Origin of the sequence: Allomuricauda sp. R78024 (genome assembly GCF_044596045.1) — a bacterium.
Classification (GTDB): Bacteria; Bacteroidota; Bacteroidia; order Flavobacteriales; family Flavobacteriaceae; genus Flagellimonas.
This window is the reverse complement of sequence record NZ_CP138995.1, coordinates 1,951,982-1,965,703: the sequence shown is the minus strand read 5'-3', so window position 1 is coordinate 1,965,703 and position 13,722 is coordinate 1,951,982. Positions and strand designations below refer to the sequence as shown.

Here is a 13,722-nt window from a genome sequence, read left to right as displayed (position 1 = left end):
GGGCTAATTTTAAGTCCATAGTTAAACCAAACTCGTTCCTATGGCGTTAGATTCTAACGAATATCCTGACAAATCCATAAGTAAATTTGAGTCCATGCTCAAGACAGACGATGTCTACTTTTTTGATGCAGAGGACTTTGAGGAAATCATTCACTATTATTTAAATAATGGAAAAGTCTCATTGGGTAAAAAAGCCATCCAAATAGGCTTGGAGCAACATCCTAACTCATTGGAATTAAAATTATTACGTGTTGAGATTCTGGTTTTTGAAGACAAGTTTGAAACTGCAGAAAAATTGTTGGATGAACTCCAAAACATTGATTCCCACAACGAGGAAATCTACATACAACGGGCCAACATTCAATCCAAACAAGATAATCATCAAGAAGCGGTAAACCTGCTTTTGGAGGCACTCCACAGAACTGAGGATAGTTTTGATATCTATTCACTTTTAGGTATGGAATACCTGTTCATGGATGATTTTGAAAGCGCAAAACGTAGTTTTATGAGGTGCGTGGAATTTGATGATAGAGATTATTCTTCTTTGTACAACGTAATCTACTGCTTTGAGTTTTTAGAGGATTTTGATGGTGCCATTCACTATTTGAATGATTATTTAGAGCGAAATCCATATTGCGAGGTTGCATGGCACCAATTGGGTAAAATGTACTATAGTATGGACATGTACAAAGAAGCCTTAGCCGCATTTGATTTTGCCATTATCTCTGACGATTCTTTCATTGGAGCTTATTTTGAAAAAGGAAAAGTTCTAGAAAAACTTGGCAAGTATAACGAAGCCATTGAGAATTACGAAACTACCATCTCTATAGAAGACCCAACATCACATGCTTATCTAAGGATAGGAAGGTGCCATGAAAAATTGGGCAATAACGACCTAGCAAAATACTATTACTACAATACAGTTCACGAAGATCCATTATTGGATAAAGGCTGGTTGGCAATAACCGATTTCCATTATAAGCTGGAGAACTATGAAAAAGCCTTGTATTACATCAACAAGGCCATAAATATTGATGGTGAAAATCCTTTGTATTGGAAAAAATGTGCAAAAATTTATTTTGCCCTCAATAATTTTGATGAGGCGGATTTTGCATACAAGCAAGCTGTTGATTTAGGGAATTATGAATTAGATACGTGGAAAAATTGGGCAGATGTGCTCAAAAAGTTAGGAGATTTTGGGTCTTCGACCCAAGTAATCATTCAAGGACTTGAATTTTATCCTGAAAGTGCAGAACTCCAGTACAAACTCGCAGGAGTTTACCTTAAAAACAACGAAATTCTAAATGCTAGAGAGAAATTGGCAGAGGCCATGCAATTGGATATTGAAAAATTGCAGTTGTTTGAAGATGAATTCCCAGAATTCAATAAGGTAAAGTGGTTGCAAACCTTAGTTTCTGAAATCAAAAAAACATCTACATAGTTTAAGGTTTTTACCCATAAAATTCATGAAAGGACGTCAACTGCTAGATTATGTGTTTATAACACTCAAGGGAATTGCCATGGGTGCTGCTGATGTGGTTCCTGGAGTTTCAGGAGGTACAATAGCATTTATCTCCGGAATTTATGAAGAGCTTATAAGCTCTATCAATAATATTAACCTTTCTCTTTTTACCACCTTAAGAAAAGAAGGATTAAAAGCATTTTGGGGCAAGGCGAACGGTAATTTTTTGCTTGCCTTATTCTCAGGTATTTTTATCAGTGTGCTATCCTTGGCCAAGTTTTTAAGTTGGCTACTAGAAAATCAACCCATCTTATTGTGGTCCTTTTTCTTTGGGCTAGTATTGGCCAGTATCTTTTTTGTGGGGAAAGAAATTAAGAAATGGACCACAGCAACTGTCGTCATATTTATTGTTGGCGCAGCAATAGCATATTTTATTACCGAACTTCCTCCAAATGAAAACGTAGAAAGTCTACCTTACCTTTTCTTATCTGGGGCATTGGCAGTATGCGCTATGATTTTACCCGGTATATCAGGAGCATTTATTTTAGTGCTTTTGGGGTCCTATAAAACCATTTTAGATGCAGTTCATGAACGAGATATCAAAATTGTAATTACCGTTGCTCTAGGTGCTGTATTTGGCCTTTTGAGCTTTGCTCGACTGTTAAAATGGATGTTTAGTCATTACAAAAACATCACTCTGGCCCTGTTAACAGGTTTTATATTAGGGTCATTGAATAAAATATGGCCATGGAAAAAAGTATTGGAAACCAAGACTTTTGGAGACAAGACCGTTGTTATTGATGATATAAACGTATTGCCATGGGCATTTGATGGAGACAATCAGTTAATACTTGCCATAATCCTAGCTATAATAGGTTTTTCCCTTATTTTTATCTTGGAAAGAGTAGCTTCCAAAAAATAAGAGAAACTTACCCAATAGATGCATCAACCTAGAACATTTCTGGACAACTTTTTTTTGGTCATAAAAGGCCTTTGTATGGGTGCCGCCAACAAGGTACCTGGAGTTTCTGGCGGTATTGTTGCCTTTGTTGGTGGTTTCTATGAAGAATTCATCTATTCGCTTCAAAAAATAAATTCCAAAGCTTTCAAACTACTTCTCAACGGAAGGTTCAAGAGTTTTTATCAATATACAAACGGTCAATTCTTACTGCTTCTCATCTTCGGTATGCTGGTAAGCTATTTTAGTATTTCTAGAGTGCTCGACTTTTTTTTGGAACAAAAAGAACTTTTTGTATGGGCCAGCTTTTTTGGTATGATCTTAGGGTCCATCTATTTTATTTCCAAAGATTTTAATCACTGGAATAAAAGAACTATTCCTGCAGGAATTATTGGTCTTGTTATTGGTATTTCAATCAGTTTTTTGAGCCCTGCAAGAGAGAATGATAATCTATTCTTTATTTTTTTCTGCGGTATCATCAGTGTTTCTGGAATGACGCTCCCAGGGCTCTCAGGTTCATTTATCCTAATTCTTATGGGTAATTATGTCTTGTTATTGGTAGATTCCGTAAACGCTTTGTATGATACATTTTCTGAAATGTTCTCTGGGGATTTTGGCTTTATGGACAATCCCAAACGAATGGAAACTCTTAAAATTCTGGCGGTTTTTACGCTAGGTTCGGCAACTGGACTGGTAACTTTTTCACATTTGCTCAGTTACTTGCTAAAACATTACAAAGCAAGTTCAACTGCTATTATCCTTGGCTTTATAACAGGTTCTTTAGGTGTGGTATGGCCTTGGAAACGAACCATGTACAAAATGGATACGCTTGGCAATGTATTGCTAGATTCCAATGGAGATAAAATAGTTCTTAATTATGAACGCTATCTCCCAAATCTAGCAACTCCCGAAACCTGGTGGGCCATATTTTTTGTGATTCTGGGAATTTTGGTATTATTGATTTTAGATTGGTATGGAAAAAACAGAAAAGAAAGAAAACAGGTACGGACTCTTAGGTAAAGACATTTCGTATTCCTTTTCTCAAGGCTATTTTACACAAAAATTTGCGGACTTAAAGCTAAATGACCACAGCTATGAAAATTTTGATATTCCAGAAATCTCAGAATTTGAAGCCCTAGTGTCTCAAACTCATTTAAAAGGCCTTAATGTTACCATTCCCTATAAAGAACTGGTTATTCCATATTTGGATGATTTGGATTCTGGGGCAAAAAAAATAGGAGCAGTAAATACCATAAAATTTACTGAAAAAGGTTTAAAAGGTTATAATACAGATGCCTATGGTTTTCAAAAATCAATAGAGCCTTTTTTAAAAACACATCATAAAAAAGCACTTATTCTAGGAACAGGAGGAGCATCAAAAGCTATTCGTTTTGTTTTAGAAGAGCTTGGTATTGAATATACTTATGTTTCCAGAAATAAAAAGGAGCATCAATTTACCTATAAAGAACTTGATAAGGAGATCATTGCCGCGCATACCATTATTATTAACTGTACTCCACTCGGTACATATCCCAATATAAATGATAAACCATCACTACCCTACCAACATCTAGATAGCGAGCACCTTTTGTTTGATCTTATCTATAACCCAGAAAAAACTGCTTTTTTGGGTGAAGGTGAATCAAAAGGGTCTGAGATATGTAATGGATTGAAAATGTTGAAGTTACAAGCTGAAAGAAGTTGGGAAATCTGGAATTCCTGATATTAAAAGTCAAGAGTGCTCCATTTTGATTAATCCCCACATCATAAAACTTAAACAAAAGAAGAAGCACTACTTTTGTTATTGGGTAATTTAGTTGTTAACTTGGCTATAATTATCATCAATTCAAAGGAAAAGAAACTACTGATGCAGGACAACGAACAAAAACTTCAGGAAACTGAAGGTGGTGGTACTGAGCATAATGCGGATGTTATAAAAACTACTGTTGAAGAAAGCCCCATTTCTGAACCAAAAACAGCCGATAATCCAGTACAAAAAAATACAGATACAGATATTGAACCTCCCAAGGAACCTCAATCTTCTGAAGAGAAGGAATCTACCAAATCTGAGAAACCGGACGAGGTAATCAAAGAAATTGAAGAATCCAATGCTGAAGATGTGGATAACGAATCTTCAAAATCTGAGAAACCGGACGAGGTAATTGAAGAAATTGAAGAATCCAATGCTGAAGATGCTGAAGATGTGGATAACGAGAAACGACATCATATTCCTACACTCGACTACCATTCCATGTCTATTGAAAACTTGGTTGGAGAGTTACAGCGCCTGGTGAAAAATGAAAAGATCCAAGCCATAAATAAACATGTCAGTTCCATAAAATACGAGTTTGACCAAAAATTTCAGGAGTTTTTAGAGCACAAAAAAGAAGAGTTTGTAGCCAATGGCGGTAATGAAATAGATTTTCGATATAACTCTGTTTCTAAAAGACAATTCAACGAAGTCTTTGGAGAATATCGTGAAAAACGTGACCAATATTACAAGAAACTGGAGCAAAACCTTAAAGGTAATCTTAATAAACGCTTAGCGATAATTGAAGAGCTCAAAGGTCTTATAAATGTGGAAGAGGATATTAATACCACATACAAGAATTTTAAGGATCTACAAGAAAATTGGAGAAATGCTGGTCCTGTTCCGCGAAACAATTACAATGATGTTTGGAGAACATACCACCATCATATGGAAATCTTCTATGATTTCCTCCACCTTAATCGAGAATTAAGAGATCTTGATTTTAAGCACAACCTCGAAGAAAAATTAAAACTAGTCCTACGTGCAGAAGCACTGGTCAGTGAGCCTGACTTAGGTAAGGCTTTTAGGGAGTTACAAACGCTTCATAAAATCTGGAAAGAAGATATAGGTCCGGTCGCAAAGGAACAACGAGAGGAGGTCTGGAATCGTTTTAGCAGCGCCACCAAAGCTATGCACGAACGCAGACAGGAACATTATAATGAACTAGAGAAGGATTACGAAAAGAACTTAGAAAAAAAACAGGAGGTTATCGCATCCATATTGAAGATTGCAGAAAGCGTCACGGATAACCATAAAGCGCTTCAATTACAAATAAAAGAAGTGGAAGCGCTTCGCGATACTTTTTTTAAAGCGGGCAAGGTACCTCAAAAAGTGAATGAACAAACTTGGAGTACTTTCAAGGATGCTGTTCGTAAGTTTAATCGTAATAAAAATTCCTTTTATAAAAATCAGAAAAAGGAACAGCATGAAAATTTAGAAAAGAAAAAAGCGCTTTTAGCACTGGCACTTGAGCTCAAGGACAGCGAAGATAGGAATATGGCTACCTCTGAAATGAAGCGCATACAAAGCGAATGGAAAAGAATTGGTCATGTTCCCAGAAAGTATTCTGACAAGATTTGGAACGAGTTTAAAAATGCCTGTAATCATTATTTTAACCGACTGCATTCTGAAAAGAATGAAAGTCAAAAAGAAGAATACGAAAACTTTGAAAAGAAAAATGCTTGCTTGGAGCGCTTAAAAGCTTTTCAATTAAGTGATGATGCTGAAAAAGACCTTACCACGGTCAAGAAGTTTATTTCGGAATGGAAAACGTATGGACGCATTCCCTATAACAAAAAGCATATAAACGGCAAGTTCAACAAAATTGTAGACGCCTTATTTACAAAGTTAGGAGTGAGCAAGCAAGAATCTGAATTGCTTAAGTATGGCGATAAAATGCAGCAACTTGCCAAGACAGATGATAGCAGGGCTATTGGTAATGAACGAATCTTTATCCGTAGGAAAATAGAAGAAAGCAAATCGGAAATAAGGCAATTGGAAAATAATCTTCAATTTTTCTCCAACGCCTCTGAAGATAATCCTTTGGTAAAAGATGTTGTAAAGAATATCAATAGACACAAAGAAGCCTTAGAAACATGGAAAGCCAAGCTTAAAAAGCTTAACATCTTGCAAAATAACCGCAACAAAGTAGTTGAAGAAGGTGATGATACAAATAGTGGCGAAGAAGAGTAAAATCAGGCTCTATTTAAGAAATAAACCCAACACATTAAGTTAATAGTTAATGTATTGGGTTTATATTTTCTACAAACTGTTTCTTTAATACAAATCCAACAAATAGTTTATTAAATCTGTGGTTGTAACAATTCCTACTAACTTTTCATTGTCCACAACAGGTAAGGCATGAAACTCCTTTTTTGCTAAAAACTTTGCCACCTCCCTTATCGTAGTATTAGAAGGAACGCTGATTACATCTCTAGCCATTACCTGAGAAATGGTGAACATATTGTAAACCATGGTATCTACTCTTTCTTCATCCTCATCAACAGCATCCGCAAAACTAATGCGCAGTAAATCAGTATAGCTCAGTATACCAACAATTGCCTTTCCGCTGATCACGGGAATGTGTCTTATATTGTGCTTTTTAAAAAGTTCTTCTGCAGTTACGAGATCATCACTGGTAGTCAGCGTGATTAAATCTCTTGTCATTATCTCTGAAACAGGTACGCGCTTTTTCATATTTTGATAGGTTTTAATCTATCAATGAAATTACCGTGTTTCCTATTTAAAAAGCATGACAAATATCAGGATTGGACTATTTGGCCACATTTACCGATCGTGTCTCACGGATTACAGTAACCTTCACTTGACCGGGATAAGTCATATCCGTTTGTATCTTTTGAGAAATTTCAAAGGACAGTTCAGCAGCCTTATCATCACTTACCTTTTCACTTTCAACAATTACACGAAGTTCTCTACCTGCTTGTATGGCATATGCTTTTTGAACTCCACTAAAACCAAAGGCAATATCTTCCAAGTCCTTCAAACGTTGGATATACGAATCCAACACTTGTCTCCTTGCTCCCGGACGTGCTCCACTAATGGCATCACATACTTGTACAATAGGAGAAATTAATGTGTTCATTTCAATCTCGTCATGGTGAGCTCCAATGGCATTGCACACCTCTTTATTTTCTCCAAACTTTTGCGCCCACTGCATTCCAAGAATAGCATGCGGGGTTTCTACCTCTACCTCAGTGTTTGGTACTTTTCCAATATCATGCAGTAAGCCCGCACGTTTGGCAATTTTAGGGTTTAGTCCCAATTCCGCAGCCATTACACCACAAAGCTTGGCAACCTCTCTTGAATGTTGCAATAAATTTTGTCCATAGGAAGAACGATACTTCATTCGGCCTACCGCCTTTATCAATTCTGGATGCAATCCATGAATTCCAAGGTCGATTACCGTACGTTTTCCAATTTCCGCAATCTCCTCATTGATTTGCTTTTCTGTCTTTTTGACTATTTCTTCAATACGTGCAGGGTGAATTCTTCCATCGGTAACCAAACGATGCAAAGAAAGCCTGGCAACTTCTCTTCTAACGGAGTCAAAACAAGAAAGAATTATCGCTTCTGGTGTATCATCTACTATAATCTCTACTCCGGTTGCAGACTCTATAGCACGAATGTTACGCCCTTCTCTTCCAATTATTCGTCCCTTTACGTCATCAGATTCCAAGTTAAAAACAGATACACAGTTCTCTACCGCCTCTTCCGTTCCAATACGTTGAATAGTATTTATTACTATTTTTCGTGCTTCTTGCTGTGCAGTTAATTTGGTTTCTTCCAAAGTGCTTTGGAGGTATGCCATTGCATCCGTCTTTGCAGTTTCTTTAAGAGATTCCAGTAACTGACTTTTGGCATCTTCAGCAGAAAGTCCTGAAATTACTTCTAACTGTTGTACTTGACTTTTGTGCAGTTTTTCGGTTTCCGACTGTTTTTTATCAAGTATTTCTCCTTTATAAGTGACTTCCTTGATTTGTTCTTGAAGCTGATCGTTCAGCTTTTTGTTTTTGGCAAGTTCATTGCTGATTTGGGATTCTTTATCCCTTGTTCGCTTCTCAGCTTCTGCAATCTTTTTGTCTTTATTTATAATGACCTTTTCATGTTCAGCTTTTAATTCTAAAAACTTCTCTTTGGCCTGAAATATTTTGTCTTTCTTTATGTTCTCCCCTTCTTTCTTTGCTTCCTTTAATACATTTGTAGCTTCCCTCTTAGCACTGGAAATGGTTTTTGCAGCCTTACCTTTTTCTATCATCTTGGCGATTATAAATCCTATCGCCAACCCTACAACTGCAGCCACAAGAATTACTATAGTGTTATCCATGTTGATTGTGTTTGGTTAAAAAAAAAGCCCACATTAGCCGAAGTTTTGTACAAACTCCAAATTACAGGTTTAGGGCTAACAAGCTGCTCAAGGATCCCTATACAGGTAGGGCCTGCTTTTACAACTTAAACTCACCCTTTTCAAATATAATAGTGTTGAGTTTGTCAAAAAATAATTACCAATGTGGGCAGTAACAATATTTTTATTTAAAAGAACTTATTCTCCAAGCTTGGAATGTACCAAATCATTTAAGGCACGAAGGCGTTCAAATGCAGTATTGGTATTTTCCGAACTGTCTATTCCGCCTTGCTCAATCTTAGAAGCGAATTGTAAAGCGCACATGGCCAATACATCTTGCTTATCACGAACTGCATAGTTTTGCTCAAACTTTTTGGCCAAATTTTCAATATTCTTGGCTGCTTTACGCAATCCTTCTTCTTGCTTAGGATCTATTGTCAAAGGATATACCCTATCTGCAATTGAAAGCTTTATTTTGAGCTTCTCCATATTTTAATTACGTATTAATCTGCAAGCTTGGCAATGCAAACATCCAGTTCGCGGATTAATGTATTTATCTTGAGCTTAGCTTCGGTTTTACTAGTATTACTACCCAGCATCGTGTTTGCCATTTTTAAGGAATTGTATTTTTCTTCCCATTCCAAAATGGCTCCTTGTGTAAGTTGGTTTTCCTCTTTTGCAAGGTTCAATTCTTCTTTTAATTTAGAATTAGCCTTATGCAACAACTCTAGTTTGTGCAACAACTTGCTTACCTTATTTTCTAGAGAATCAACAATCTCAACTAGTTCGCCCATATGCAAACATCAATGCGTATTACACAAAGTTAACCAACCTGACCTAACCTCGCAAAACTTTTAGTATTTATTCTTCAAGTATTGCTTTAAGGTCTTTTAAAGCTTAATAAAAGCCTTTTCACAGATCAAAACATTGGTTATTTTCGTATGTAATTATAAACCACAATATGCGCCTATACTTTTTTGGAGCCCTTTTCATATTTTCCCAAATCCTTACAGCACAAGAAAAATACCCCCAAAATGTTTTTCAATCCCCTTTGGAGATTCCATTGATTTTAGCAGGTACTTTTGGAGAGCTACGTTCTAACCATTTTCATTCTGGAATAGACATTAAGACCCAAAGAAGGCAAGGACTGCCTGTCCTAGCTATTGCTGATGGTACTATAACCCGCATTAAGGTCTCCCAATGGGGGTATGGCAAAGTGCTTTACGTTGCACACCCCAATGGATATACCTCTGTATATGCACACCTTCAAAAATTTGGCCCTGAGATTGAAGCTTTCATCAAAAAGACACAGTACAAAAAACAGTCTTATGAGGTTGAAGTATTTCCGGATTATGGAGAGTTAAAAGTCCTGAAAGGAAGCACAATTGCGTACTCCGGCAATACAGGAGGCTCCTCCGGGCCCCATCTACATTTTGAAATACGAAGCAGTGTTACCGAGAAACCCACCAATCCATTGTTATACGGTTATGAGATTAGAGATGCTACAAACCCCTCATTAGTAGGACTTTTTGGATATCCTTTATCTGATGATGCCATTGTAAACCAAAGTGCAAAAAAAATACAGCTCAACTTCTCCAAACGACCAGACGGTACTTTTTTGGCAGACAAAATAACCGCAATCGGCACAATAGGTTTTGGTTTTAATGGATTTGACCGTCAAGATATGGCAGCCAATAAAAATGGAGTTTATTCGGTAAAACAAACCGTCAATGGAAAAGTATACTCAGAATATGACTTTGAGACCTTCTCTTTTGGAGAAACAAGATATATCAACACGCTGATTGATTATGAGCATTTTGGAAAATTTAGACAACGTATACAAAAGTGCTTTAAAGAGCCCTACAATCGTTTAGCCATATACAAAACCCTTCATAACAATGGAAAAATAACAATTAAGGAAGGGTTGTCGTACTCTATTGAGTTGTTGATTTCCGATATAGAAGGAAATGACACCAAACTTAGTATTCCTGTAGAAGGAAAAAGAGAACCCATTAAAATAAGCAAGAGTGATAAAAAGACGGATGATTTTATCATTGCCGATAAACCCAATAATTTTGATTTAGGTGCCGCAAAAGTCTATTTTCCTTCCAGTACGTTTTATGAGGACTTCTATATAGATTTAAAAAAGGGCAACGATACTGTTTCAATCCATAATAACAGTGTTGCCGCCCATAGAAATTTCACCATCAGTTTTGATGTTTCTAAATATGCCATTGCAGATAGAAAACAACTCTTTATAGCACGTCTTGATAAAGGTATGGAACCAAGACACTCCAAGACATATAAACGTGATGGCTCTTTTACAACGCGCACTCGCACATTGGGAACCTACACATTGGCCAAGGACAGCATTTCTCCAACAATTAATGCCAGAAACTTTAAAGAGAAACAGTGGCTGAGCAATTATAGCTATTTAAGTTTAGAGATAAGTGATGACCTCAGCGGAATAAACACTTTTTCTGCAACCTTAAACGGAGAATGGATTCTAATGGAATATGAACCTAAAACAAAGACCATCACTTATAATTTTGATGATAAGATTCTAAATAAAACACAATGTGACCTCAAAGTAGTTGTAACAGATAATGTTGGCAATTCCAGTACCTTTGAGTGTACTTTTTTTAGAAAATAGTGTATTGGCCGCTACAAAACCTATAATTGCAATACTATTGATTTTTGGTATATTCATTGCCCAAGGTCAAACGGCTTCAGTTGCAGGAACGGTTTTAGATCAAAACAATCTTCCAATTTCCAATGTAAATATTGTATCTGGTAATTTAGGCACCACCACTGATAATAATGGTTACTATATTCTACAATTAACGGCAGAAACTAAAAATACCATTACATTTTCTCATTTAGGGCATAAAAATGTGGTTCTGGAAAGCCTTATTTTAACCACAAATGAAACTTTTGAGTTTAATCCGGTAATGAAGACAGATGCCATTCAAGTTGCAGGCGTAGATGTTACCGCAACCGGAAGAAAAAGCATTGAAGGAATTACCACGATCTCTCCAGAGGTTGTGAGGAAGATACCAGGAGCCAATGCCGGTGTGGAAAACATTCTAAAACTGTTACCAGGTGTTTCATTCAATAATGAATTGAGCACTCAATACAACGTTCGCGGTGGGAATTTTGATGAAAACCTTGTATATGTAAATGGCATAGAAGTCTATCGTCCTTTTTTAGTACGGTCCGCACAACAGGAAGGCTTAAGTTTTGTAAATAGCGATATGATTACTGGACTGGAATTTTCTTCAGGAGGTTTTCAAGCGAAATATGGAGATAAACTATCCTCTGTTTTGGACATTACATATAAAAACCCAGTTGATTTTTCACTACGTGTTCAAGGAAGTCTTTTAGGTGCCAGCACTACGTTGGAAACCATTTCTAAAAACAAAAAGTTTAGCAGTATCACTGGAGTGCGTTATAGGGACAATAGCTTATTTGTAAACACGCAACAAACGGAGACCAATTTCAATCCAAAATTTGTAGATGCACAAAGCTACCTTACTTACAGATTTTCCAAAAAATATCATTTAAGTTTTTTGGGAACCTTTTCTATAAACGATTACCAAAATGAACCACTGACCCGACAAACCAATTTTGGAACCATAAATGACCCTAGGGCCTTACTTGTTTTTTATGAAGGAAAAGAAAACAGCAAATACAATAATGCTCTTGGGGCTCTAAAAGCTGATTACATTGTCAACGATAACACCAAAATAGATATTACCACTTCCATTTACCATGCCCAAGAAGAAGAATTCTCAGATATTATCGCATCATATGAGCTCGGCGAAATAGACACTAATTTAGGAAGTGAAAACTTAGGGGAAGTTACAGCCTCTAGGGGAATAGGATCACAAATAAATAGAGCCAGAAATCAGTTGGATGCATTGATTTTTAATTTATCTCATCGTGGAAAATTCAATAAGGAAGGAAAATCTTTGGAATGGGGTGTTAAATACACACATGAAGACATTCGTGATCAGCTTAGAGAATCTGAATTTATTGATTCCGCCGGGTTTTTTATCCGTCCATCTGAACCTGAGTTTGTTAACAATCAGCCTGAAGAACCGTTTACAGGAGACATTGTTGCTTTTGAAAGCACTCAAGCCACCAATTTTGTAAAAACCAATCGATTTTCTGGATTTGCACAATACAGTCAGCAGACCAAACTAGGGTCCCATGATATCTATTTTAATTTGGGCATGAGGGCACAACATTGGATTTTAAGCGGGGAAGGTTTTGCTAATAATTCGCAAACACTTTTTAGTCCTAGAGGACAATTCTCCATAAAACCAGATTGGAAAAAAGATATTCTGTTCAGATTTGCAATAGGCAGTTACCAACAGCCTCCTTTTTATAGAGAATTAAGAGATATAACCGGAACTATAAACCCAAACGTAGAGGCGCAAAAATCCGTTCATTATGTACTGGGAAGTGAATTCAGTTTTAATCTTTGGGACAGGCCTTTTACTTTAATTAGCGAAGCTTACTATAAAGATTTAACCAATGTGAACACGTATACTGTAGAAGATGTTAGAGTTAGGTATGCTGCACAAAACAATGCCACGGCCCATGCCTATGGATTTGACTTTAGACTCACCGGAACCTTTGTTCCAGGAGCAGAATCTTGGGTAAGTCTAGGATATCTTCAAACAGAGGAAAATATTGACAATAGAGGATTTATTTCAAGACCTACGGATCAACGGTTAAAATTTGCTGTTTTGTTTCAAGATTATGTCCCAACAATTCCAAATCTCAAACTTTATCTTAACCTTGTATATAACACGGGAGTTCCTGGAGGTTCACCAAATAATGCGGATCCCTATCAATTTCAGAATAGATTAAGAGATTATAGAAGGGCCGATATGGGAATTTCCTATATTTTTGCTGATAGTAAGAATCAATACCCAAAAGGGCATTGGTTACACAAGTTTAGAGAATTTAGTTTTGGCTTTGAAATTTTTAATATGTTCAATAACCAAAATTCTATAACAAACACTTGGGTCAGGGATGTGGATTCCCAAAGACAATTCGCTGTACCTAATTTTTTGACAAGCCGTATTCTTAATGTGAAATTTGGAATGCGATTTTAAAAT

General features: G+C 36.5%; 11 protein-coding genes and 1 other RNA gene. 7 read left to right on the top strand and 5 right to left on the bottom strand.

The features are described from left to right. Nucleotides 1-40: 40 nt before the first annotated feature. The 5 genes from SJY44_RS08765 to SJY44_RS08745 all read left to right on the top strand — a co-directional run bounded on the left by SJY44_RS08765 (nucleotide 41) and on the right by SJY44_RS08745 (nucleotide 6,423). Complete coding sequence (locus SJY44_RS08765) at nucleotides 41-1,441, top strand: tetratricopeptide repeat protein (RefSeq protein WP_396592073.1); 1,401 nt, start codon at nucleotides 41-43, stop codon at nucleotides 1,439-1,441. 25 nt (nucleotides 1,442-1,466) lie between these two features. Beyond that, entirely contained in the window at nucleotides 1,467-2,384 is a 918-nt protein-coding gene (locus SJY44_RS08760; protein ID WP_396592072.1) for a DUF368 domain-containing protein, read from the top strand. Between the two features lie 18 nt (nucleotides 2,385-2,402). After that, nucleotides 2,403-3,440, top strand: coding sequence for a DUF368 domain-containing protein (locus SJY44_RS08755; protein WP_396592071.1), 1,038 nt, complete (start codon nucleotides 2,403-2,405; stop codon nucleotides 3,438-3,440). Beyond that, a complete protein-coding gene (locus SJY44_RS08750) occupies nucleotides 3,394-4,143 on the top strand; it encodes a shikimate dehydrogenase family protein (RefSeq protein ID WP_396592070.1) in 750 nt (249 codons plus the stop codon). The genes SJY44_RS08755 and SJY44_RS08750 overlap by 47 nt, the downstream gene beginning before the upstream one ends. Nucleotides 4,144-4,287: 144 nt before the next feature. After that, the gene (locus SJY44_RS08745) at nucleotides 4,288-6,423 is read left to right on the top strand and encodes a DUF349 domain-containing protein (RefSeq protein WP_396592069.1); all 2,136 of its coding nucleotides are present in this window, start codon (nucleotides 4,288-4,290) and stop codon (nucleotides 6,421-6,423) included. Between the two features lie 84 nt (nucleotides 6,424-6,507). Here SJY44_RS08745 and SJY44_RS08740 read toward each other — a convergent pair whose 3' ends face one another. The 5 genes from SJY44_RS08740 to SJY44_RS08720 all read right to left on the bottom strand — a co-directional run bounded on the left by SJY44_RS08740 (nucleotide 6,508) and on the right by SJY44_RS08720 (nucleotide 9,387). After that, nucleotides 6,508-6,927: a CBS domain-containing protein gene (locus SJY44_RS08740; RefSeq protein WP_298928049.1), complete on the bottom strand. Its 420-nt coding sequence runs from the start codon at nucleotides 6,925-6,927 to the stop codon at nucleotides 6,508-6,510. A 76-nt stretch (nucleotides 6,928-7,003) separates the two neighbouring features. Next, complete coding sequence (rny, locus tag SJY44_RS08735) at nucleotides 7,004-8,575, bottom strand: ribonuclease Y (RefSeq protein ID WP_396592068.1); 1,572 nt, start codon at nucleotides 8,573-8,575, stop codon at nucleotides 7,004-7,006. A 51-nt stretch (nucleotides 8,576-8,626) separates the two neighbouring features. Further along, nucleotides 8,627-8,736, bottom strand: a non-coding RNA gene (ssrS, locus tag SJY44_RS08730) — 6S RNA. A gap of 55 nt (nucleotides 8,737-8,791) precedes the next feature. After that, nucleotides 8,792-9,082 (bottom strand): cell division protein ZapA, encoded by a 291-nt coding sequence (locus tag SJY44_RS08725; protein ID WP_163423072.1) that lies wholly within the window; start codon nucleotides 9,080-9,082, stop codon nucleotides 8,792-8,794. Between the two features lie 14 nt (nucleotides 9,083-9,096). Further along, nucleotides 9,097-9,387, bottom strand: coding sequence for a hypothetical protein (locus tag SJY44_RS08720; protein ID WP_298928061.1), 291 nt, complete (start codon nucleotides 9,385-9,387; stop codon nucleotides 9,097-9,099). Nucleotides 9,388-9,554: 167 nt separating this feature from the next. Here SJY44_RS08720 and SJY44_RS08715 point away from each other — a divergent pair, with 167 nt between their 5' ends. Continuing rightward, complete coding sequence (locus tag SJY44_RS08715; protein ID WP_396592067.1) at nucleotides 9,555-11,246, top strand: M23 family metallopeptidase; 1,692 nt, start codon at nucleotides 9,555-9,557, stop codon at nucleotides 11,244-11,246. Further along, nucleotides 11,200-13,719 carry a carboxypeptidase-like regulatory domain-containing protein gene (locus SJY44_RS08710; protein ID WP_396592066.1) on the top strand — a complete coding sequence of 840 codons (2,520 nt, stop codon included), beginning with the start codon at nucleotides 11,200-11,202 and terminating at the stop codon, nucleotides 13,717-13,719. The genes SJY44_RS08715 and SJY44_RS08710 overlap by 47 nt, the downstream gene beginning before the upstream one ends. The last annotated feature ends 3 nt before the right edge of the window (nucleotides 13,720-13,722 follow it).

What these genes read in the sequence shown, in the direction of transcription:
- SJY44_RS08710 (WP_396592066.1), top strand. Translation starts at nt 11,200, where the DNA reads ATGTTGGCAATTCCAGTACCTTTGAGTGTACTTTTTTTAGAAAATAGT.
- SJY44_RS08715 (WP_396592067.1), top strand. Translation starts at nt 9,555, where the DNA reads ATGCGCCTATACTTTTTTGGAGCCCTTTTCATATTTTCCCAAATCCTT.
- SJY44_RS08755 (WP_396592071.1), top strand. Translation starts at nt 2,403, where the DNA reads ATGCATCAACCTAGAACATTTCTGGACAACTTTTTTTTGGTCATAAAA.
- SJY44_RS08750 (WP_396592070.1), top strand. Translation starts at nt 3,394, where the DNA reads ATGGAAAAAACAGAAAAGAAAGAAAACAGGTACGGACTCTTAGGTAAA.
- SJY44_RS08760 (WP_396592072.1), top strand. Translation starts at nt 1,467, where the DNA reads ATGAAAGGACGTCAACTGCTAGATTATGTGTTTATAACACTCAAGGGA.
- SJY44_RS08740 (WP_298928049.1), bottom strand. Translation starts at nt 6,927, where the DNA reads ATGAAAAAGCGCGTACCTGTTTCAGAGATAATGACAAGAGATTTAATC.
- rny (WP_396592068.1), bottom strand. Translation starts at nt 8,575, where the DNA reads ATGGATAACACTATAGTAATTCTTGTGGCTGCAGTTGTAGGGTTGGCG.
- SJY44_RS08725 (WP_163423072.1), bottom strand. Translation starts at nt 9,082, where the DNA reads ATGGAGAAGCTCAAAATAAAGCTTTCAATTGCAGATAGGGTATATCCT.
- SJY44_RS08720 (WP_298928061.1), bottom strand. Translation starts at nt 9,387, where the DNA reads ATGGGCGAACTAGTTGAGATTGTTGATTCTCTAGAAAATAAGGTAAGC.
- SJY44_RS08765 (WP_396592073.1), top strand. Translation starts at nt 41, where the DNA reads ATGGCGTTAGATTCTAACGAATATCCTGACAAATCCATAAGTAAATTT.
- SJY44_RS08745 (WP_396592069.1), top strand. Translation starts at nt 4,288, where the DNA reads ATGCAGGACAACGAACAAAAACTTCAGGAAACTGAAGGTGGTGGTACT.